Annotated in this window: 17 protein-coding genes; 13 read left to right on the forward strand and 4 right to left on the reverse strand. The window is 40.7% G+C overall.

Features of this window, described 5'->3' with window-relative positions; genetic code table 11:
• Positions 1-139: 139 nt before the first annotated feature.
• From ccmA to PVK70_RS11665, 10 genes are all read left to right on the forward strand, one after another.
• The gene (gene ccmA, locus PVK70_RS11620) at positions 140-754 is read left to right on the forward strand and encodes a cytochrome c biogenesis heme-transporting ATPase CcmA (RefSeq protein ID WP_130048686.1); all 615 of its coding nucleotides are present in this window, start codon (positions 140-142) and stop codon (positions 752-754) included.
• Positions 755-1,423 carry a heme exporter protein CcmB gene (gene ccmB, locus PVK70_RS11625; protein WP_130048687.1) on the forward strand — a complete coding sequence of 223 codons (669 nt, stop codon included), beginning with the start codon at positions 755-757 and terminating at the stop codon, positions 1,421-1,423.
• A gap of 42 nt (positions 1,424-1,465) precedes the next feature.
• Positions 1,466-2,218 carry a heme ABC transporter permease gene (locus PVK70_RS11630; protein WP_130048688.1) on the forward strand — a complete coding sequence of 251 codons (753 nt, stop codon included), beginning with the start codon at positions 1,466-1,468 and terminating at the stop codon, positions 2,216-2,218.
• Between the two features lie 21 nt (positions 2,219-2,239).
• Positions 2,240-2,446: a heme exporter protein CcmD gene (gene ccmD / locus PVK70_RS11635; RefSeq protein WP_130044165.1), complete on the forward strand. Its 207-nt coding sequence runs from the start codon at positions 2,240-2,242 to the stop codon at positions 2,444-2,446.
• Positions 2,443-2,928 (forward strand): cytochrome c maturation protein CcmE, encoded by a 486-nt coding sequence (gene ccmE / locus PVK70_RS11640; protein ID WP_130048690.1) that lies wholly within the window; start codon positions 2,443-2,445, stop codon positions 2,926-2,928. The genes ccmD and ccmE overlap by 4 nt, the downstream gene beginning before the upstream one ends.
• Positions 2,925-4,883, forward strand: coding sequence for a heme lyase CcmF/NrfE family subunit (locus PVK70_RS11645; protein ID WP_130048691.1), 1,959 nt, complete (start codon positions 2,925-2,927; stop codon positions 4,881-4,883). Before ccmE ends, PVK70_RS11645 begins: the two co-directional genes overlap by 4 nt.
• Before the next feature lie 3 nt (positions 4,884-4,886).
• Positions 4,887-5,438 (forward strand): DsbE family thiol:disulfide interchange protein, encoded by a 552-nt coding sequence (locus tag PVK70_RS11650; RefSeq protein ID WP_130048692.1) that lies wholly within the window; start codon positions 4,887-4,889, stop codon positions 5,436-5,438.
• Complete coding sequence (locus PVK70_RS11655; protein WP_130048694.1) at positions 5,438-5,953, forward strand: cytochrome c-type biogenesis protein; 516 nt, start codon at positions 5,438-5,440, stop codon at positions 5,951-5,953. Before PVK70_RS11650 ends, PVK70_RS11655 begins: the two co-directional genes overlap by 1 nt.
• A complete protein-coding gene (gene ccmI, locus PVK70_RS11660) occupies positions 5,950-7,164 on the forward strand; it encodes a c-type cytochrome biogenesis protein CcmI (protein WP_130048695.1) in 1,215 nt (404 codons plus the stop codon). The genes PVK70_RS11655 and ccmI overlap by 4 nt, the downstream gene beginning before the upstream one ends.
• 106 nt (positions 7,165-7,270) lie before the next feature.
• Positions 7,271-8,056, forward strand: coding sequence for an MlaA family lipoprotein (locus PVK70_RS11665; RefSeq protein ID WP_165367216.1), 786 nt, complete (start codon positions 7,271-7,273; stop codon positions 8,054-8,056).
• A gap of 138 nt (positions 8,057-8,194) precedes the next feature.
• On the opposite strand, the gene PVK70_RS11670 is transcribed toward PVK70_RS11665, so the two are convergent.
• The 3 genes from PVK70_RS11670 to PVK70_RS11680 form a co-directional block, all read right to left on the reverse strand.
• Positions 8,195-8,800, reverse strand: coding sequence for a DUF2238 domain-containing protein (locus PVK70_RS11670; RefSeq protein WP_130048696.1), 606 nt, complete (start codon positions 8,798-8,800; stop codon positions 8,195-8,197).
• 169 nt (positions 8,801-8,969) lie between these two features.
• Positions 8,970-10,289: an outer membrane protein transport protein gene (locus PVK70_RS11675; RefSeq protein ID WP_130048698.1), complete on the reverse strand. Its 1,320-nt coding sequence runs from the start codon at positions 10,287-10,289 to the stop codon at positions 8,970-8,972.
• A gap of 686 nt (positions 10,290-10,975) precedes the next feature.
• A complete protein-coding gene (locus PVK70_RS11680) occupies positions 10,976-12,190 on the reverse strand; it encodes an outer membrane protein transport protein (protein WP_130048699.1) in 1,215 nt (404 codons plus the stop codon).
• A 1,081-nt stretch (positions 12,191-13,271) separates the two neighbouring features.
• Here PVK70_RS11680 and fadI point away from each other — a divergent pair.
• Together fadI and fadJ are read left to right on the forward strand one after the other, a co-directional pair.
• Positions 13,272-14,600, forward strand: a complete 1,329-nt coding sequence (gene fadI / locus PVK70_RS11685; RefSeq protein ID WP_130048700.1) for an acetyl-CoA C-acyltransferase FadI — start codon at positions 13,272-13,274, stop codon at positions 14,598-14,600.
• On the forward strand, positions 14,600-16,699 hold the full coding sequence (gene fadJ, locus PVK70_RS11690) for a fatty acid oxidation complex subunit alpha FadJ (protein ID WP_130048702.1): 2,100 nt from the start codon (positions 14,600-14,602) through the stop codon (positions 16,697-16,699). Before fadI ends, fadJ begins: the two co-directional genes overlap by 1 nt.
• A gap of 123 nt (positions 16,700-16,822) precedes the next feature.
• On the opposite strand, the gene PVK70_RS11695 is transcribed toward fadJ, so the two are convergent.
• Entirely contained in the window at positions 16,823-19,600 is a 2,778-nt protein-coding gene (locus PVK70_RS11695; RefSeq protein ID WP_130048703.1) for an insulinase family protein, read from the reverse strand.
• Between the two features lie 165 nt (positions 19,601-19,765).
• On the opposite strand from PVK70_RS11695, the gene sixA reads away from it, so the two are divergent.
• Complete coding sequence (gene sixA / locus PVK70_RS11700; RefSeq protein ID WP_130048705.1) at positions 19,766-20,236, forward strand: phosphohistidine phosphatase SixA; 471 nt, start codon at positions 19,766-19,768, stop codon at positions 20,234-20,236.
• Positions 20,237-20,284: the final 48 nt, after the last annotated feature.

A 20,284-nucleotide genomic window follows, 5' to 3' on the forward strand; every position in this document is an offset into this window, starting at 1 on the left:
TAAATATAAAGGAATTGATAAAGTGAAACGATCGGACATACTTATTTACTTATCTATCTAAATAGATTTGTTTTATATCTAAGTTTCCCCGTTTTTGCTGTGCTAGAATGCCCCTAATATTTTTCAACAATAGATACTTATGCTAGAAATTCGTAACGTTACCTGTATTCGAGATGAACGCGTTCTATTTGAACAATTGAGTTTTACTATCTCAGATGGTGAGTTAATTCAGATAGAAGGGCAAAATGGTGCAGGTAAAACCACATTGCTTCGCATTATTGCAGGTTTAGGTTATGCGGATGAAGGCGAGATCTATTGGAAGGGTGAATCTATAAAGAAAAGTCGTGAAGAGTTTCATAGCGATTTACTTTTTTTAGGTCATCATACCGGCGTTAAACGTGAGTTAACTGCATTTGAAAACCTCACTTTTTATCAATCTATGCATAACCAATATGATGAAAATGCCATTTGGGATGCGTTAGCAAGAGTGGGTTTAGCTGGGCGTGAAGATGTTGCAGCAGGGCAATTATCTGCGGGTCAACAGCGTCGAGTTGCTTTAGCGAGACTTTGGCTTAGTAAACAAAAGCTATGGATTTTAGACGAGCCTTTGACTGCGATTGATAAACAAGGGGTTAAAGTGCTTGAACAGCTATTTATGGATCACGCAAAACAAGGGGGCATTGTTTTGCTTACCACGCACCAAGATCTATTTACAGACAGTAATGAACTCAAAAAAATCAGATTAGGTGAATAGATGCTTGCTTCAATGACAACAATTATTCGACGTGAGCTATTAATCGCCTTTCGTCGTAAAGCAGATATTCTTAACCCTTTGTGGTTTTTTATTATCGTAATTACCTTATTCCCACTTAGTATTGGTCCTGAGCCAGTACTTCTAGCGCGTATTGCAGCAGGTATTGTGTGGGTAGCCGCTTTATTATCGGCCTTACTTTCTTTAGAGCGATTGTTTCGAGACGATTTTTCAGATGGTTCATTAGAGCAGATGATGTTAATGCCAACCCCTTTGTCGGTATTAGTTTTAGCTAAAGTCTTTGCTCACTGGGTACTAACAGGTCTACCGTTAATCATTATTAGTCCATTGCTTGCCATATTGTTGTCTTTGGATTTTAATTCGTGGCTGGCTATCGTATTAACATTATTACTTGGGACGCCAACGTTAAGTTTTCTTGGTGCTGTTGGAGTGGCGTTAACCGTTGGACTACAAAAGGGTGGTGTTTTACTTAGTTTATTGATTCTACCTTTATATATCCCGGTTCTAATTTTTGCGACATCAGCAATTGATGCTGCTGGTCTCGGTATGGCTTATAATGGTCAACTAGCAATTTTAGGTGCTCTTTTTATGGGCTCCGCAACATTGACTCCATTTGCCATTAGTTCGGCACTGCGAGTGAGTGTTCAATAAATCATAATTATAATTTTATATTTGAGTAAGTGAGATAAACCAATGTGGAAATGGCTTCATCCTTACGCTAAACCAGAGAAAGCGTATCAATTAAGTACCACGCTATTGCCGTGGTTTGCGGTGATTTCAATTATCAGTTTAACGGTAGGTACCATTTGGGGACTGGCGTTTGCTCCTTCTGATTATCAGCAGGGTGATAGTTTTAGAATTATCTACATACATGTTCCTTCGGCCATTCTGTCAATGGGTGCTTATATGTCGATGGCAATTGCGGCATTTATTGGTCTCGTTTGGCAGTTGAAACTGTCAGACATGGCAGCAGCGGCAATGGCACCGATTGGTGCTGTATTCACGTTCATTGCTTTGCTTACTGGTGCCGTTTGGGGTAAACCAATGTGGGGCGCATGGTGGGTATGGGATGCACGTTTAACGTCTGAACTGATTCTTCTTTTCTTATACCTAGGTGTAATGGCGTTATATAACGCATTTGATGATCAGCGCACCGCAGCTCGCGCTGCAGGTATTCTTGCCATTGTTGGTGTGATAAACCTACCAATTATTCACTTCTCAGTAGAGTGGTGGAATACCCTTCATCAAGGCGCAAGCATTACAAAGTTTGATAAACCTTCCATTTCTGCCGATATGTTGTGGCCTTTATTATTAAATATCATTGGCTTTGCAACTTTCTTTGGTTCTGTGACTCTTATTCGTTTTAGGAATGAAATTTTAGCAAAAGAGAGCCATCGTCCTTGGGTTAGAGCGCTAGTAGAACCAAAATCTACCGCGTCTAAATAACGAGAGAAGGGAATTATTGTTATGCATTTTGAAACTTTCAGTGATTTTTTAGCCATGGGCGGTTATGCCGTTTATGTATGGGGTGCCTTTGGTGCCACTTTTCTCTCCTTATTTTGGATTTTATTCTCTAGCTTAGGCAAGCGTCGTCAATTGCTAAAAGAGATTGAACAAAAAATGGCACGAGAAGAACGAATTAAAAAAGCAAAAACTATGGAGAACACACTATGAATCCAAGACGTAAAAAGCGCCTAGGATTGATCCTTGCTCTATTCTTTGGGGTCAGTGCAACCGTTGGTTTAATGATTTACGCATTGAATCAAAATATGGATTTATTCTATACACCAACTGAACTGGTTAATGGTAAACCTGATGGAACAAAACCAGAGGTTGGCCAGCGTCTTCGTATCGGTGGTATGGTTGTCGCAGGATCAGTAAAACGTGACAGTGATTCATTAGAAGTGTCATTCAAGGTTGCTGATATTGGCCCTGAAGTGACCGTAACTTATAATGGTATTCTTCCGGATTTATTCCGTGAAGGCCAAGGTATTGTTGCACAAGGTGTTCTTGTAGATGCAACAACGATTAAGGCTCATGAAGTATTGGCAAAACATGATGAAGAGTACATGCCACCTGAAGTTGCAGAAGCAATGAAGAAAACGCATGAACCACTTCAATACACAGAACAACAAAAACAAGGAACAGGTCAATGATCGCAGAACTCGGTCATTTTGCCTTAATTGCTTCTCTAGGGCTTTCAATCCTATTGAGTATATTACCAATATATGGTGTGAGCCGTGGTAATAAAGCATTAATGCAAAGTGCAAGACCATTGTCATGGGGAATGTTCTTACTCCTTGGCTTATCATTTGGGATCTTAATGTGGGCCTTCTACATTAACGATTTCACTCTGCAATATGTAGCAAGTAACTCAAACAGCTTACTTCCTTGGTATTACCGTTTAACCGCCGTTTGGGGCGCTCACGAAGGTTCTTTATTGCTTTGGGTTCTTATCCAAGCAGGTTGGACCGTTGCCGTAGCAACCTTCAGTCGTGGTATGCCACAAGAGTCGATTGCACGAGTATTAGCAGTAATGGGGTGGATTAACGTTGGTTTCCTACTTTTCATTATTCTAACGTCAAACCCATTCTTACGTACTTTGCCATTCTTCCCAATTGATGGTCGTGATTTGAACCCGCTTCTTCAAGATCCAGGTCTAATCATTCACCCACCAATGCTATACATGGGTTATGTAGGTTTCTCAGTTGCGTTCTCTTTCGCTATTGCTTCACTAATGGCGGGTCGTTTAGATACGGCTTGGGCTCGTTGGTCTCGTCCTTGGACAATCGCAGCATGGTCATTCCTAACGGTAGGTATCTCTCTAGGTTCATGGTGGGCATATTATGAACTTGGCTGGGGTGGCTGGTGGTTCTGGGATCCAGTAGAAAACGCATCATTCATGCCTTGGCTTGCTGGTACCGCACTAATGCACTCATTAGCGGTAACAGAGAAACGTGGCACCTTTAAAGCGTGGACGGTATTGCTGGCGATTTTAGCCTTCTCATTAAGTTTATTAGGCACATTCCTTGTACGTTCAGGCATCTTAGTATCGGTTCACGCCTTTGCTTCTGATCCTGCACGAGGTATGTTTATTCTTGGCTTCCTAGTCATGGTGATCGGTGGTTCATTACTGCTGTTCGCACTAAAAGGCGCATCAGTACGAGTTCGTGGTAACTTCTCACTGTTCTCACGTGAAAATGCGTTATTAGCTAACAACATTTTATTAATGACAGCCTTAGTTGTTGTACTTGTTGGTACGTTATTACCACTAGTACATAAACAGCTTGGTTTAGGCTCGGTTTCTATCGGTGCGCCGTTCTTTGATATGTTGTTTGCATGGTTAATGATCCCATTTGCTTTCTTAATGGGTATTGGTCCTCTTATCCGTTGGAAGCGTGACAATTTAAGTCACTTAGCAAAACGCATGGTGATCACAGGTGCGATTACCATCCCACTAGCCGCAATCTTCATGGTTATCTTTGCCGATAGATTCCAATTCATGCCATACCTTGGCTGGATGATGTCTATTTGGATTGTGATTTTACACGGTTTTGAATTGTACGAGCGTGCAACTCATCGTCATTCATTCTCTGTAGGTATAACGAAACTGGGTCGCAGCCACTGGGCAATGATGTTCGCGCACATTGGTCTAGCTGTAACTATTATTGGTATTGCAATGGTACAAAACTACAGCATCGAAAAAGATGTTCGTTTAGCACCGGGTGAACACATTGAAATGAACGGTTACCAGTTCTACTTTGCTGGTGTTCGTGATACAGATGGTCCTAACTATGATGGTTATACCGCTGATTTTGACATTACGTTAGATGGCAAAGCGATTAATACGCTTCATGCTGAAAAACGTTTTTACCAAACAGCAGGTTCAATGATGACCGAGGCGGCGATTGATCGTGGTTTCACTCGTGATTTATACATCGCAATGGGTGAGCGCTTGGATGATAACCGTTCATGGGCTGTTCGTATTTACTACAAACCATTTGTGCGTTGGATTTGGGCGGGCTCATTATTTATGGCTCTTGGCGGTATGTTAGCGCTATCTGATAAGCGTTACCGTTTCCGTAAAACAGATAAAAAACAGGAAGCTTAAATTATGAATAAGAAGTTTTTATTTGCACCTCTAGCACTGTTTTTAATTTTAGTTGCCGTGTTTGCTACTCAGTTAACACGCAACTCAAATGGCGATGATCCAACAAAGCTAGAATCAGTGTTAGTTGGTAAGCACGTGCCAGAGTTTCGTTTAGAAGATTTAGCACAAGAAGGCAAACTATACGATCAAAGTATTTTTAAAGGAGAACCTTTATTACTGAACGTATGGGCAACGTGGTGTCCAACGTGTTATGCCGAGCATCAGTATCTTAATACCCTTGCCACTCAAGGTGTTAAGATTATCGGTATGAACTACAAAGACGATAGAGCCGGTGCAATTCAATGGCTAACTGAGTTAGGTAACCCGTATTTAATCACTCTATTTGATGGTGATGGCATGCTGGGTATGGATTTAGGTGTGTACGGCGCACCTGAAACCTTCCTAATCGACAGCAACGGTATCGTTCGCTATCGTCATGTTGGTGATGTAAATGATCGCAATTGGAACGAAGTATTAAAGCCAATGTATGATCAACTGATTGCGGAGGCTAAATAATGAAAACTAGCTTACGTAAATGGGGACTTCGTAGTTTTGCTGCTATCGCATTCAGTTTTTTTACGGTGCAAGCAAGTTACGCAACCATTGATTTATATAAGTTTGATTCGCCAGAGCAAGAGCAGCAATTTAAAGAACTAGGTCAAACATTACGTTGCCCTAAATGTCAGAATAATAACATTGCTGATTCAAATGCAGAGCTTGCTCAAGACATGCGCCATAAGGTGTATGAAATGACTAAAGCCGGTAAATCAGACCAAGAAATTGTCGACTATATGATTGATCGTTACGGTAACTTTGTTACTTACGATCCACCGCTAACTGCTGGGACATTGGTTTTATGGCTAGGCCCGCTAGGTGTACTTGTGTTTGGCTTTGGTTTTATTGTGCTTCGTAGCCGTAAATCAAAAGTGGTAACAGAAGATAATTCAGAAGAGTGGGATAACGAACATGAAGAACGTTTGAACGCCTTATTAAATGAGAATAAAAATGAAGATGGGAAGGTAAACAAATGATTTTGTTTTGGATTTCGACCTTAGCCCTAATTGTTGTTGGTGTTGTATTTATCGCGCTTCCGTTATGGAAAGCAAAAGCGCAAGACGATGAAGCACGCCGAGATGAATTGAACAAAGCCTTCTATAAAGATCGCTTAGCTGAACTGAAAGAAGAAGACGCCGAAGGTCTTGTGAATAACCAAGATGAGTTAATCACAGAGCTAAAGCAATCTTTGCTAGATGATATTCCCGCAACAGAGAAAGCACAACAAGACAGCTTGAATGCACGATTATTTATCTTGCCTTCAATCATCATCTTTATCGTTATCTCGTATGGGCTATATTTTAAATTTGGCAGCTCAGATAAAGTTGAAAAGTGGCAAGAAGTAAGTGCACGCTTACCTGAACTATCTCAACAACTAATGAACCCAGAAGGTGTTGCGCTAAGTGACGCTGAAATGGCAAACCTGACTTTAGCACTACGTACCAAGTTGCACCATGAGCCTAATGATGCAATGGGCTGGTTCTTGTTAGGTCGTATTGGTATGTCAAATCGTGATATTGATACCTCTGTGGGCGCAATGAAAAAAGCGTATGCATTAAAACCAACAGATGTTGATATCAAATTAGGTTATGCACAAGCATTAATGCTTTCAGGTGATGACGCAAAAGCAGATCAAGCCAAGCAAATGCTTAAGCAAGTACTTCGTGGTGACTCGACCAATTTACGCGCTTTATCGCTACTTGCGTTCAGTTCGTTTGAACGTCAAGACTATAAAGGAGCAGTATCTGCATGGAAAGCAATGCAAATGCTGATTGGTCCTGATGACTCTCGCTATGAAATGCTGACTCGCAGTATCGAACGTGCAAAATCTAAGATGAACCCTGAAGCGAATCTTGATAAGCAAGTGCCTATTACGATTAACCTTGGCAGTAATGTGACACTGCCATCACAAGGTGTCGTGATTGTTTCTATTCATCCAGCTGACGGTTCACCAATGCCTGTGGCAGCGGCTCGTATCCCACTAAGTCGCTTCCCACTTAGCATTATGATGTCAGATGACAATAATATGATGGAGCAGCGTAAATTGTCTGATATGCCAAACTTTATTGTTCGAGCTCGTATCGATCAAGATGGTAACGTATCAACAAAAGACGGCGACTGGTACGGTGAAAGTGCAGTAAGTACGCTAGGAAAGAATGTATCGCTTGAGATAGATAAGCAATACTAATATCTTTTAACAAGTGGCATACTACAACGGGTAGAGGCATTGAGCTTCTGCCCGTTTTTTTTGAATAAACTATAATAATATTAATAAAGCTAGGCGAAGGTGTATTGTGCTGAAGAGAATAGGGATATCTTTTTCGTTATTGTTTTTGATTGTAGGTTGCTCTCAAACGCCAGAACAAGATAATAATGAAGTAGAAACAACAGAAGTCGTAGAGGTAGAGTACGATGATTCTCATCGCGGTGATCCGCTAGAGGGATTCAACCGTGTAATGTGGGGGCTAAATTACGATATTTTAGACCCGTATTTAGTGCGTCCTGTCTCGGTTGGTTATGTTGAATACACCCCAAGCCCAATTCGAATGGGGATAGCCAATTTCCTCGCTAACCTAGATGAGCCATCGAGTATGGTGAATAATTTAATCATGGGTAATGGCAACGTAGCCATGGTTCACTTTAATCGATTTTGGTTAAATACAACATTAGGCTTGGTAGGCTTAATTGATATAGCCAGTGCTGCTGAGATAAATAAACCAGACAGTAAATCCTTTGGTGATGCACTTGGTCATTATGGTGTTGGGAATGGACCGTACTTTATGCTACCGGGTTATGGCCCTTGGACATTGCGTGAAGCAGGGGATTTTGTTGATGGCTTTTATATGCCTCTTTCTTACTTAAACTTCTGGCAAGGCCTTGGAAAATGGGGTTTAGAAGGAATGGAATCTCGTGTTCAGTTGATCTCACAAGAGCCAATGTTAGAAGCCTCGCCAGATCCATACGCATTAACGCGTGATGTGTATTTACAACGCCAAGACTTTAAAGCAGAAATTGAGCCTGACGTTGATTTAGATGCAGAAAGTGATATTGACGATTATTTAGATGAAATAGATGAGTAAGAATTAACAATAGCATCTCAGGTTTCAGGAACTATCCTCTCCTGAAACCTGAAACCTGAAACCTGAAACCTGAAACCTGAAACCTGAAACCTGAAACCTGAAACCTGAAACCTGAAACCTGAAACCTGAACTCTGAAACTAGCCATTTTTACGTTGGATTAACATTAACAATAAAGCGCTTAATGCCCCCGCTGTATCACACAACATATCTTTCTGCGCATCCCAAATGTCACCTTGTGATCCTAAAAAAGCAATGCCTTCTTCACCGCCTGCAATGGCAGCATACCACCACTCGACGATCTCATAGCCTGCAGCGACGCTCATTAGGGTAAATAAACCAAACGCCATCGCAAGTGGTGCAGAGCATTTCTTGGTTTTAATTAAATATTCTGCAATAGGGTAAGCATAAAAGCCAATAGAGAAATGAGCAACGCGATCAAAGTTATTACGCTCAGACCCAATTAAATTATTAAACCAGTCAAAAGGGACATCAGCAAAGGTGTATTTTGAGCCGATAGTATGAAGAGTAAGCCAGACAAACATTAATATATAAGCGGTTTTGCTAAACTCAAAACGTGTTGCCATATAAAAAATACCAGCGAGGATTAATAATGCAGGCAATATCTCTGCAACCCAAACGGCGCGTGATATTGGGTCAAAAGCTGAGAATAAAAATACAGCACTATAAATAATCGTAAGCAGTAATAATATAGGTTGTTGTTTAAGTGTTGTAATGAAAGTCATGAATAAATGGCTCCAAATAATGGTGCTTAAAAACGCTATAAATTGAGTGTAGCGTGCTGATTTATATCGGCAAGGCCTAGTTTTTGAATGTTAGATACAGCTATAAATAAAAAAGGCCTCAATAAAGAGGCCTAATGCAATTTCTATGTAGTCAGTCAGTACTGATTAATTAGAAACGGTAGTTCGCTTGAACACCTAGTAGCCATACGCTACCCGTTGTTTCGCCGTTGAAAGAACCACCGATAGCTTGAGCTTCGTTATCTGATTCATAGCCACGAGATTCTGTGATAGGTGCATCTTTAGCAATAATATAAGTAAAACCAGCATCTAGTGATAGATTTTGTGACCACTCATAGCCTGCGCCAATACTTAACCAAGTGCGATCCGTTTCAGGAATTGTGATAGTACGGTTTTTATCACTAACCGCTGAGGTATCGTAAGCAATGCCAGAACGTAAGGTGATTTTTTGGTTCAGTTGGTAAGTACCACCTAGCGCGATGCGGTAGTTATCTTCCCAATGCTCTTCTTTAACCATTGTTGGTGCTTTACCGTCATGGAAATCGGCTTCTAGTTTTTCAAAGCTGCTCCAATCCGTCCAGTTAACGCTTGCATGAATAGCAACCGAATCGGTTAGTTGGTGGAAACTTGCTAATTCAGCTGTTGCAGGCATAGCCAAAGCCATAGAGCCTTGCTTAGTTAAATTTAGATTAGGAAACACTGCACTTAAAGGAATGAAACCGATGCCTTTAGCGTGGCCTTCAAGATCTAATTTTACTTCTGATTTGTAGGTGAAACCAAGGCGATTAGTATCATTAATCTGCCAAGCTGTACCTACTTGCCAACCAAGGGCTTCATCGGTACCTTCCATGTATTTCAGAGTTGTTCCTTCAGGGATTGGCGTATTAGTACCTGGTAGTTTTGCACCTTTAGGAGCAGTTGCACCAAAGTGACCTTCGCCCATTACATAGCGTACACCACCACCAACGCTTAATTGTGGCATCACTTGATAAGCAATGTTTAGGTTTAGTTCTTTAGTGATGATACTTGCGGTATTACCAAAGTGACTTGCGGCAAAGTTGTCATCAAGATCGGTTTCCATGCCGTAGTTAGTACCAAGCGCTACACCTAGTGCTAATTTTTCGTTTACGCGGTGTGATAGATAAAAGTTAGGGATCACAGCACTGTGAGCAAAATCTTTAGAGCTTGTTGGAATGGTGTCATTGATCTTTCCACTCACATCCACATTTGGATCAACATAAATACCACCCACTGAAATCTGCGTACCTTCTAGGTAAGTCAGCATTGCCATGTTACGCCATTGTGCATCAGCACCGTCAGCCATTGCTGCTTCACCTGCGTACGCACGACCAAGACCAGTCGCTGAATACTCTGCCAATTGGAAGCCTGCTGCCATAGAAGTTGTGCTTGTTACTGAGCCTAATAGACCAAGTGCAATAGCAAGAGATAGGCGGTTTTTATTATTGTTCATTGATTTTTTCATATTGGTACAAGTGTACGCTGAATTTCGTGGTAATAAGTTGAAGTGGATAATACGTTCTAGAGTAAAAACTTCAAACAAAAAATTGATTTATTCGAGTTTTAAGTGCTTTTTTCTGTAAAAAGTTTCAGATTTAGCTAAATTTTCTGTATTTATCTGGTCGGATGTGTTATTTGGGCGTACAGGTGTATGTCTTAATTGGTATTTGAGGGTATGCGTGTACGCTGAAATATTTAGGTAAAGAAAGAGAAGAGCGCTTCGCTTGAAGGTTTCAGGGGGACTGCTTTGGGCTTTTAGCTCCTCCCCCTTACTAAGGGGGAGGCTGGGAGGGGGTCAAGAACTCACAGTGTTAAATCAAGTCAAATTGGTATTTTATTCTACCTGTATCGTAGTAACCCCTCCCTAACCCTCCCCTTATTAAGGGGAGGGGACTGTGTATTATTTGTTGTAACTATCGCGTTCACAATACAGTTCTCCCCCTTGATTGATGAGTTATTGAGATCGATAAAGTAAATAGAAGGGGGAGTTAGAGGGGGTTGTTTGCTCTTATAGAGCGAAGCGTTCTAGTTAGCGCAGCGTATCGTTTCTAGTTTATATCGCATTGTTTTTAGATACGTGGCGATCAAAAAAGGCCAGCGTATGCTGACCTTTTGGTTTTACACTTTTAAGAGTAAATCTTAGAAGCTGTAGCTGTACTGAACACCTGCAAGAATTGCGTCAGCGTGTGTAGTTGCTGTTAGAGGAAGAATACCGCCAGTATCTTCTTCTACTTTAACATCGTCACCCATTAGATATGTAAAGCCAAAGTCAACGGTGTGTTTTTTCTGGAAGTGGTAACTCACACCAGCTGATAACCATTGGCGATCAGAGTCAGGAACAGAGATTGATGTATCTTTATCCTGTGCTGCTGTGTCGTACATGTAACCAGCACGAAGTGTCCATGCATCGTTTAAGAAATATGTACCACCGATAGAGTAGTGCATACCATTTTGCCAGTTATACTCTTTTTCAGTGATTGCTGCATTTGTGAATTCAATTTGATCGAAATCACTCCAGCCAATGTATTGAACGGAATAGTGCACTGCAAACTTGGTATCTTTGATCTCATGGTAACCAGAGAACTCAATCATATCTGGTAATGGTAATGTAACTTTTTGATTACCGTCTTCAGCTTCGATTTCGGGACTGTAGTGATAAGACAAACCAAAGCGATTACCTTCGTTTAACTCATAAACACCACCAAGGTTAAAACCAACACCGACTCCGCTAGCATCAATATCTAAAATAGGGGTAGTTCCTAGATCACGTTTTAACTTTCCTGAACCTTGAATGATGTCAATACCACCGCCAAGGCTAAACTGTTCGTTTACACGGAAAGATGCAGTTAAAGCATAATTAATGCTTTTAATTTCAGTTGTCCCACCATAAACATTAGCTCCTGGTGTTGTAGGGCTAGTTCCAAATGAGTCATCAAATTCATTTGATGTACCAAAGTTAGAATAGATTCCGGCACCAAAAGCCCATTGTTCATTTAAACGATGAACATAATAGATATTTGGAACTGGAGTGCCACTGCTATTATTTGCACTATCTACAGGAGCAACACCGCCGCCTAAAGCCGAAGAATCATAACTAACATCCGTCACATCAATATCAGTTTTGATGTAGTTAACACCGCCTGAAAACTGTGATGAATCAAAAAGAGCCATTGCAGCAGCGTTACGAGCCATTACAGAGGCGTTATCAGCGATTACTGCATCACCAGCAAATGCACGGCCTAGGCCCGTTGCTGATTGTGCGTTTAGTTGGAAACCGGCAGCAGTAGCTTGTTGTGTTGCAAGAGTGATGGTTGCTGCTAGAAGTGTTTTTGAAAACAGACGCTTCTTATTCATAATTATTATATTCCATGTATTGTTATTTCCTTTCAATTCTGCGACTGAAAAGATTTTTTTAGTTGAGACTGAAATCTCGATGCCGAGATAATAACGATCAGATCATAGACGACAAATCCGACCACTGCTAAAAATTCATTAAAATTCGTGATCTGGTCGTGATTTGCTCTTAAATGCCACTTTTAATTAACAATACTAGAGCTAAAACTCTATTTTAAGCCTAATTTTTTATTAATGATAATATGGTTAACTTATTGATTAATTTGAATTATTCCTATCCCTTTGTGATATTTAGAGTTTAAGCTCTATACTGGTCATTTTCTAATGTTAAATTGATGAAAACTTTTAATTTTTTCACTTTTTTTGGGAGGAATGTTGGTGGGTGGTTACAAAGTATTCACGAGGTGTTTGCTTGGTTTTGAATTCATTAATTAAGCAGGAAAGTAGTAAAAGAACATAAAATTGATCTATTTCAATAAATGAATTCTGAGACGCGTTATAGTTGATCTCGTTATCTGGTTGAGCAATCAACCCGTTGAGCAAGATAACATTTCCTTTTGAAGGCTGACTTTACTTTCTCCTTATCAGGTGAAACTGATTTTACAATTGGCTATTATCGTTAATTGTTTTTTATTCTGACCACATCGATTGATGTGGTTTTTTTTTATCAAAATAGTCAGTAGGCTACATTTTCACGGGTCAGATCGTTAGCTTAATCACTCTCATATTTTTTCTACTTTCCTATCTAATTACCTTCATTTCTAACCAGTAAACAAGAATTTATGAGTGATTATACCAATCTACATAAGTATTTGATCATTCTTGCTTGTTAAAATCGATTATATCTGCGTTATACCTTTCTATTGCAAAAATTAGGTGTAATTAGATCCACTAGTTACTGTAATTTATGCCTTGCTCTAATCGATTTTTCCTGCGCAATTATCTGAACAACTACTTATCCAGAATGGTATTAATAATTCGCCGCTCACATTTCTACTATAACGCACTTCTCAAAATTAACAAATTGGTTACAATTTGAGGTCTGACCACTTATTAGGTTGATATTATGCAAGGAGATGCAATGTCAAACGCCAAATTTTCAAAGACCTATCAGCCACTAACGACACGACAAGGTGATCGCATAGCGGTTGTTTCAGGTATTAGAACCCCATTTGCTAAGCAATCCACGGCTTTTATTTCTACGCCTGCGGTAGATCTCGGTAAGCTTGCCGTAAAAGCATTGATGGATAAAACAGACATAGATCCAAAATTGATTGATCAAGTTGTCTTTGGCCAAGTAGTGCAAATGCCAGAAGCACCAAACATTGCGCGTGAGATTGTATTAGGCACAGGGATGGATATCGCAACCGATGCCTACAGTGTGACTAGAGCGTGCGCGACCAGTTTTCAAACCACGGCAAACGTAGTGGAAAGCATCATGGCTGGCACCATTGATATTGGTATTGCTGGTGGTGCAGATTCTTCTTCTGTTCTGCCTATTGGGGTATCAAAAAAAATGGCCGCGACGTTGCTTGCCCTTAGCAAAACCAAAACCATAAGTCAGAAACTTTCTCTTCTTCGTACTTTATCAATGAAAGATCTTGCGCCTGTACCTCCTGCTGTTGCTGAATACTCAACAGGGATCTCAATGGGACAAACCGCAGAGCAAATGGCGAAAACTCACGGCATAACGCGTGAAGAGCAAGATGCGTTAGCGCACCGTTCGCATTCATTAGCGGCAAAAGCATGGCAAGAGGGGTTGATACAAGATGAAGTCATGACCGCTTTTCCAGAGCCGTATAAAACCTGGCTAGATCAGGATAACAATATTCGCCACGACTCAGATCTTGCAAGTTACGCCAAATTACGTCCCGCGTTTGATAGAAAATATGGTTCAGTAACTGCAGCCAACAGCACCCCCTTAACCGATGGTGGTGCAGCAATATTATTAATGAGTGAAAAGCGCGCCAAAGAACTAGGTTATGAACCGTTGGGCTATATTCGCTCTTTTGCGTTTAGCGCGATAGATGTACATAACGATATGCTAATGGGACCATCTTATGCCACACCAATGGCACTCGATAAAGCGGGTATTTCTTTATCGGATTTAACGCTTATTGATATGCACGAAGCATTTGCAGCACAAACGCTGTCGAACGTAAAAATGTTTGCATCTGATAAGTTTGCCAGAGAATGTTTAGGCAGAGATAAAGCCATTGGTGAAATAGACATGGATAAATTCAATGTGCTTGGTGGGTCAATTGCTTATGGGCATCCTTTTGCGGCAACGGGAGCCAGAATGATCATTCAAACATTGCGAGAACTAAAACGCCGCGGTGGTGGCTTTGGGTTAAATACCGCATGTGCCGCAGGTGGACTAGGTGCAGCAATGGTTTTGGAGGCTGAATAATGACATTAGAAATAAATAACAGTGCTATTGAAGCAGTAGAAAACAGCAGTGCGTTTACTTGGTTTAAAGACGATGCCGGTATCGCTTGGCTGACGATTGATGTGCCTAATGAAAAAATGAACACACTAAAGTCAGCATTTGCAGAACAAGTGACTCAAGTACTCAATGACATAGAAGCACAACATTCAGATATTAAAGGCTTGGTCATTCAATCAGGTAAACCCGATAACTTTATTGCGGGCGCAGACATTAGCATGATAGCTAACTGTGAAAGCGCAGCAGAAGCGCAAGCGTTGGCTGAAAAAGGTCAGCAGCTATTTCAACGCATTGAAGATCTACCATTTGCTACCGTTGCCGCGATTCATGGTCCTTGTCTCGGTGGTGGATTAGAGTTGGCACTGGCGTGTGATTATCGTGTGTGCAGTGATGACAATAAAACAAAATTAGGCTTGCCAGAAGTCCAATTAGGGTTGCTTCCGGGGTCTGGCGGCACACAGCGATTGCCTCGACTTATTGGGTTGCTTGCCAGTTTGGATATTATTTTAACGGGTAAGCAATTAAGACCTAAAAAAGCCCTAAAGTTAGGCGTTGTTAATGCCTCGGTACCACAAACTATTTTGTCACGAACCGCCGCTGAATTTGCAGTAAAGAAAAAATCAAAAAATAAAGTAGCAACCAAAGAGTGGGCGATATCAAGAAACGCTCTTGGTCGTAATGTGATTTTCTCTCAAGCAGAAAAACAAGCGCAGAAAAAAGCACGTGGTAATTACCCTGCGATTGCGGCAATTTTAGATAGCATTAAATACGGGTTAGAAAAAGGGATTAAAAAAGGGCTTCAACGAGAAGCGGAGCAATTTGGTAAGCTTGCCATGACTCCTGAATCTGCTGCATTGCGTTCCTTATTTTTTGCAATGACAGAGATGAAGAAAGAGAAAGGCAGTGAAGCAGAGCCTAAAATCATTCATCGAGTTGGCGTACTAGGCGGTGGGTTAATGGGCGGTGGTATTGCTCATGTCTCTATTGCTAAAGCCAAAAAGAACGTCACTATCAAAGACATTAATAATGATGGCTTGCTAAATGCCTACCAGTACCATTACCAACGTTTAGATAAGTTAAGAAAACGCCGTATTATTAGTAAAGCTAAGCTGCAACAACAAATGCTGCAACTAACGGGAGTGACCGATTTTAACGGATTCAAAAAATTGGATGTGGTGGTTGAGGCCGTATTTGAAGATCTAACGCTGAAACAAGAGATGGTAAAAGCGGTGCAAGAGCAAGGAAAAGAAGACGTTATCTTTGCTACCAATACCTCTTCGCTTCCCATAGGCCAAATAGCAGAGGGTGCTGAAAAACCTGAGAATATTGTCGGTTTACACTATTTTAGCCCAGTAGAGAAAATGCCTTTGGTTGAAGTTATTCCGCATCAAACGACCAGTGATGAAGCCATCGCTACCGTGGTCTCTTTAGCGAAGCAACAAGGTAAAACGCCGATAGTCGTTAAAGATTGTGCTGGGTTTTATGTAAACCGAATTTTAGCGCCTTACATGAATGAAGCGGCAAGGTTATTGTTGGCGGGTGAGCCGATAGAGGCCATCGATGAGGCTTTATTGGATTTTGGTTTCCCTGTTGGGCCAATTTCATTATTAGATGAGGTTGGGGTAGATATTGGCGCGAAGATCATGCCGATATTAGAAGCGGAGCTGGGTGATAGATTCCGCAGCCCTGATGTGTTTCAAACCTTAATTGATGATAAGCGACTAGGTAAGAAAACTAAGCGTGGTTTCTATGTCTACAAAGGTAAGAAGAAAGCGCCGGATCAAGATGTCTATTCACTACTTAACATTAAACCGCAATCTCAGCTAAGCAAAGATGAAATAGCCATGCGCTGTGTATTGCCTATGTTATCTGAAGCAAAACGCTGCTTAGATGAAGGTATTATTCGCTCAGAAAGAGACGGTGATATTGGCGCTATCTTTGGTATCGGTTTCCCTCCTTTCTTAGGTGGCCCATTTACTTATATGAACAGTATCGGTGAAGAAAAGCTAGCGGAGTTAATGAAGAAGTACGCTGATAAATATGGGGATAGGTTTTCTTTATAATACCAATTCAAATAATGGTGTTTATTCTTATTAGAGAGAATAAGTTCAACCTTTATTAGATGAGTTATAAGCCATCATAGTCAAAGATTATGATGGCTTTTTTTAATGTTTAAACGATTGGAATTACCCAAGATTCACGTCTTTCGCTCGCAATTGGAACTCATCAATAGAATCAATTTCTAACCCAACATCTAAGCGATCGTATTGTTCATGCTCGGTGCCTTGGCAATGCATGATTAAGCGATTCGCAGTTCTTGGTTTTAGTACGTTAACCACAAAACGCAGCATTTCAGTTCGCGTTAGCAAACTAAGTTCGTCAGCAACACGCTCTTTATGATCAAAATTTAAATCTTTATTGCCAATACAGGCCCATAAGCGCTGAGCTCGCCCACGAAGATTAGTGTCGGGATCAGAGATTTGATCAATCAATCCTTGTTTACTGTTTTGCCATTGCTCTTCATTTAGCTCTAATAACACCATGTAGAAGGCGTTAAGAAACTCATCAATCGCATCTAATAATATGGCAGGAGGAGCCATAGGTGATTGAACATATAAGATCAATCCTGGGTGTTTGTTTAACGGTAAATTTCCCGTCCCAACCATGTAGCCTAATTGCTGTTTGGTTCTAATTTCATGGAAAAAAGAAGCCGACATTAAATGGTTTGCTAACGTATAAAGCGCAAAACTGCGAGGGTCTTCTTGAGCTGATTGATAATAGACCAATAAAGCAGAATCAGAATGGTCACAAAATAGTTCACGCTGAAAGGTTCCGGATTCTCCTAACATAATCAGTGGTCGAAATGACTCTTCATAAGTTTGGTTTTGCATACGAAGTGCATTTTTTAGTGAGCTGCCTAAGTCTAGAGCTTGTTGCTGTGACCAGTCGCCATAGACAAACATCTCAACGTGTAATTCTGCAAACATCGCTTGAACAAAGTTAGGTAGATCATCGACCTCTATACTTTCTAACGCCTCAAGAAGGACAGGGTAAGGGGGATTATTTGGTTGTAAAATTCCTGATAATGCATTGAAAAGTTGTGAAATAGGGCGCTCTTTCGACGCGTTGCTCCAGTGACGTATCAGTTGATTCTTAATGAAATCAAAACGTTCACTACTAAACTCACGAGTAGTAAAGCGCTTTAAAATAACCTCCAATAATAAAGGCTGCTTTTGGCTAAAGCCAGATAGAGCAAGAGTGACTCCACCTTGGTGACAATAGAGGTTGTAGCCCATTCCTGCAATTTCAGCTTGATAGGTTTGTTCACTCAAGGCATCCATCAGCATTTCGACACATAGGCGAGTTTTCACTATTTTTCGTGGGTCAGAAATGGAATGTGGGCTATCAATGGCAATATAAACCATGCCTTTTGGTACCCTAAATTCTTCTTCTTGCTTATGCCATAGACGAAAACCCGGTAAGTCTTCAATCAACATTGGAAATTCGGTGGTATCTGTTAACGCTTGAGGTTCAAGATCGTAGCAAATATAAGGATTTTTCTCTGGAAGGAAAAGCTCAGGATGCGGCTCAACATTTTTCCAAAGTGCCAATTGATTCTCTGTCAGTGGGTGAACTGAGTAGGGGGTATGATACCACTTGTCTTTATGGTCATACTCTAACCCTTGAGCCACTAAGGTTACTCGCATTTTTTCTGGAGTCAGTTGTTCTAACAGATCTTTAATTTGCTGCTCATGGTAGCCTTCCATCATATAGTCGGCATACATAGCGTCTTCAGCATGATAGCGTTGTAAATTCATGACAAGATGGCTAACTAAATCAAGTGGCTTGCTTTTTTCTTGGAATTGAAAAGCTGACTCTAAAACGGCTTTTTTCTCACTGTATCGCCATTCATCAAAGCCTTGCTGCTTGATAAGTTCAATGTACTGATAAGTGAGTGTAATGATCTCATCAGTATGTTCGATGCCTTTTTCCGTTAAGTTATAAGCCAGAGTAAACTCGCGGAAGTTGCTGCCACTCACACCACCACCAGCGGTTAGCGAATGGATATAACCGAGTTTTTTTAAATACAGCATTAAACTGCCTTCGCCTTCATAACCAAGCAGGTGACCAAGATAATTTAACGGTTTGGTTTTGTAAAAACGGTCTTGATTTGGCAAAGAAAAAGCGAGAGTTAGCTTTCGAACTTCTTTTAATGGTTCAATATTTATCCAACATGCTTGTTGGTCTTCTGTTACGTAAGCGACATCAATCGTTTTATGTCCTAAATTTTGATTAGGGATGGCAGAGAAAGATTGAGTGGCTAAAAGCTCTAATTCACAAAGTGGACGATTCCCTAAAACCACAGCGGTCATTAAATCGGCAGAATAATGGTCTTGATAAAAAGCCAGCATTTCATCACGGATAGAAGAAGTGTCGTTATCGGCTAACGTATCGATGCTTCCTACTGAGAATTTAGCGAATGGATGCGCTTGATTAATGGTCTCTTTGTGTACCTGATAAATACGACGAACATCGTCTTTAAGTTTTAATTTATATTCTGAATCAACGGCTTGACGTTCTTTATCTACGGCTTCTTCGTTAAATAATGAGGCATAGAAGAACTGGCCAAAGCGATCAAGACCTTCTTCAAACGCATGGTGAGAAATTTCAAAGAAAAAAGTAGTGTGCTCAGTGCCTGTCCATGCGTTATTTGAGCCACCTTGCTGGTTAATAAATGAGTGGAACTCTCCCACTTTTGGGTATTTTTCTGTACCAAGAAACAGCATATGCTCTAAAAAGTGAGCAAGACCTGGGCGATGGTCAGGATCATCAAAGTGACCGACATTAACAGAAAGGGCGGCAGAAGAACGAGGAGCCGTATCGTCTTGAACCAGCAATACTCGCAGTTTATTATCGAGTTCGATAAAACGATATTTCTTTTGATCATTTGGGCTGATATGCACAGGGTGCTCCTGTTTTAAGGCAGAGATGGGCAATTTAATACCCTCATTTTTATATTTATTTTTCTAATTATGGCGCTGAACCCACAGACTAGCAAACTCTCTCTTTCCCCTTTTTGTCATTGCTTGCTACTATTGTGAGGTTAGTAATGATTTGAGAATGAATAAATGAAAGTATTCATAATGCGTCATGGCGAAGCTGAGATGTATGCGCCAAGTGATGAAGAACGTAATTTGACACCTCATGGCGAGAGTCAATCAGCCAAAATTGCACAGTGGTTAATGAAAACTCATCAAGTGCAGTTTGACTATGTATTGGTGAGCCCTTATGTACGAGCTCAACAAACATGGAATGCGATTAAGCCTATTCTTAACGTTGCCGATGCAAAGGTAGAAACGTCTGATGAAATCACACCATACGGTGATTCTGATGATGTGGTGGAATACGTGAAAGCACTAGGCAGTGTAGAAGACATAGAGAATATTTTAATTGTTTCTCATTTGCCGCTAGTGGGTTATTTGACGGCGGATTTTGTTCCGGGAATTATGCCTCCAATGTTTCCAACGTCAGCCATTTCTTGTGTTGAGTTTAGTTATTCAACAGGAAAAAGCGATCTATTGTGGTTGCAACAAGCATAACGACACGCTTTATTTCGGTATAAAAAAAGATCCCAAGCAAAGGCTTAT

Source organism: Aliivibrio sp. A6, from assembly GCF_028765505.1.
Taxonomy (GTDB): domain Bacteria; phylum Pseudomonadota; class Gammaproteobacteria; order Enterobacterales; family Vibrionaceae; genus Aliivibrio; species Aliivibrio finisterrensis_A.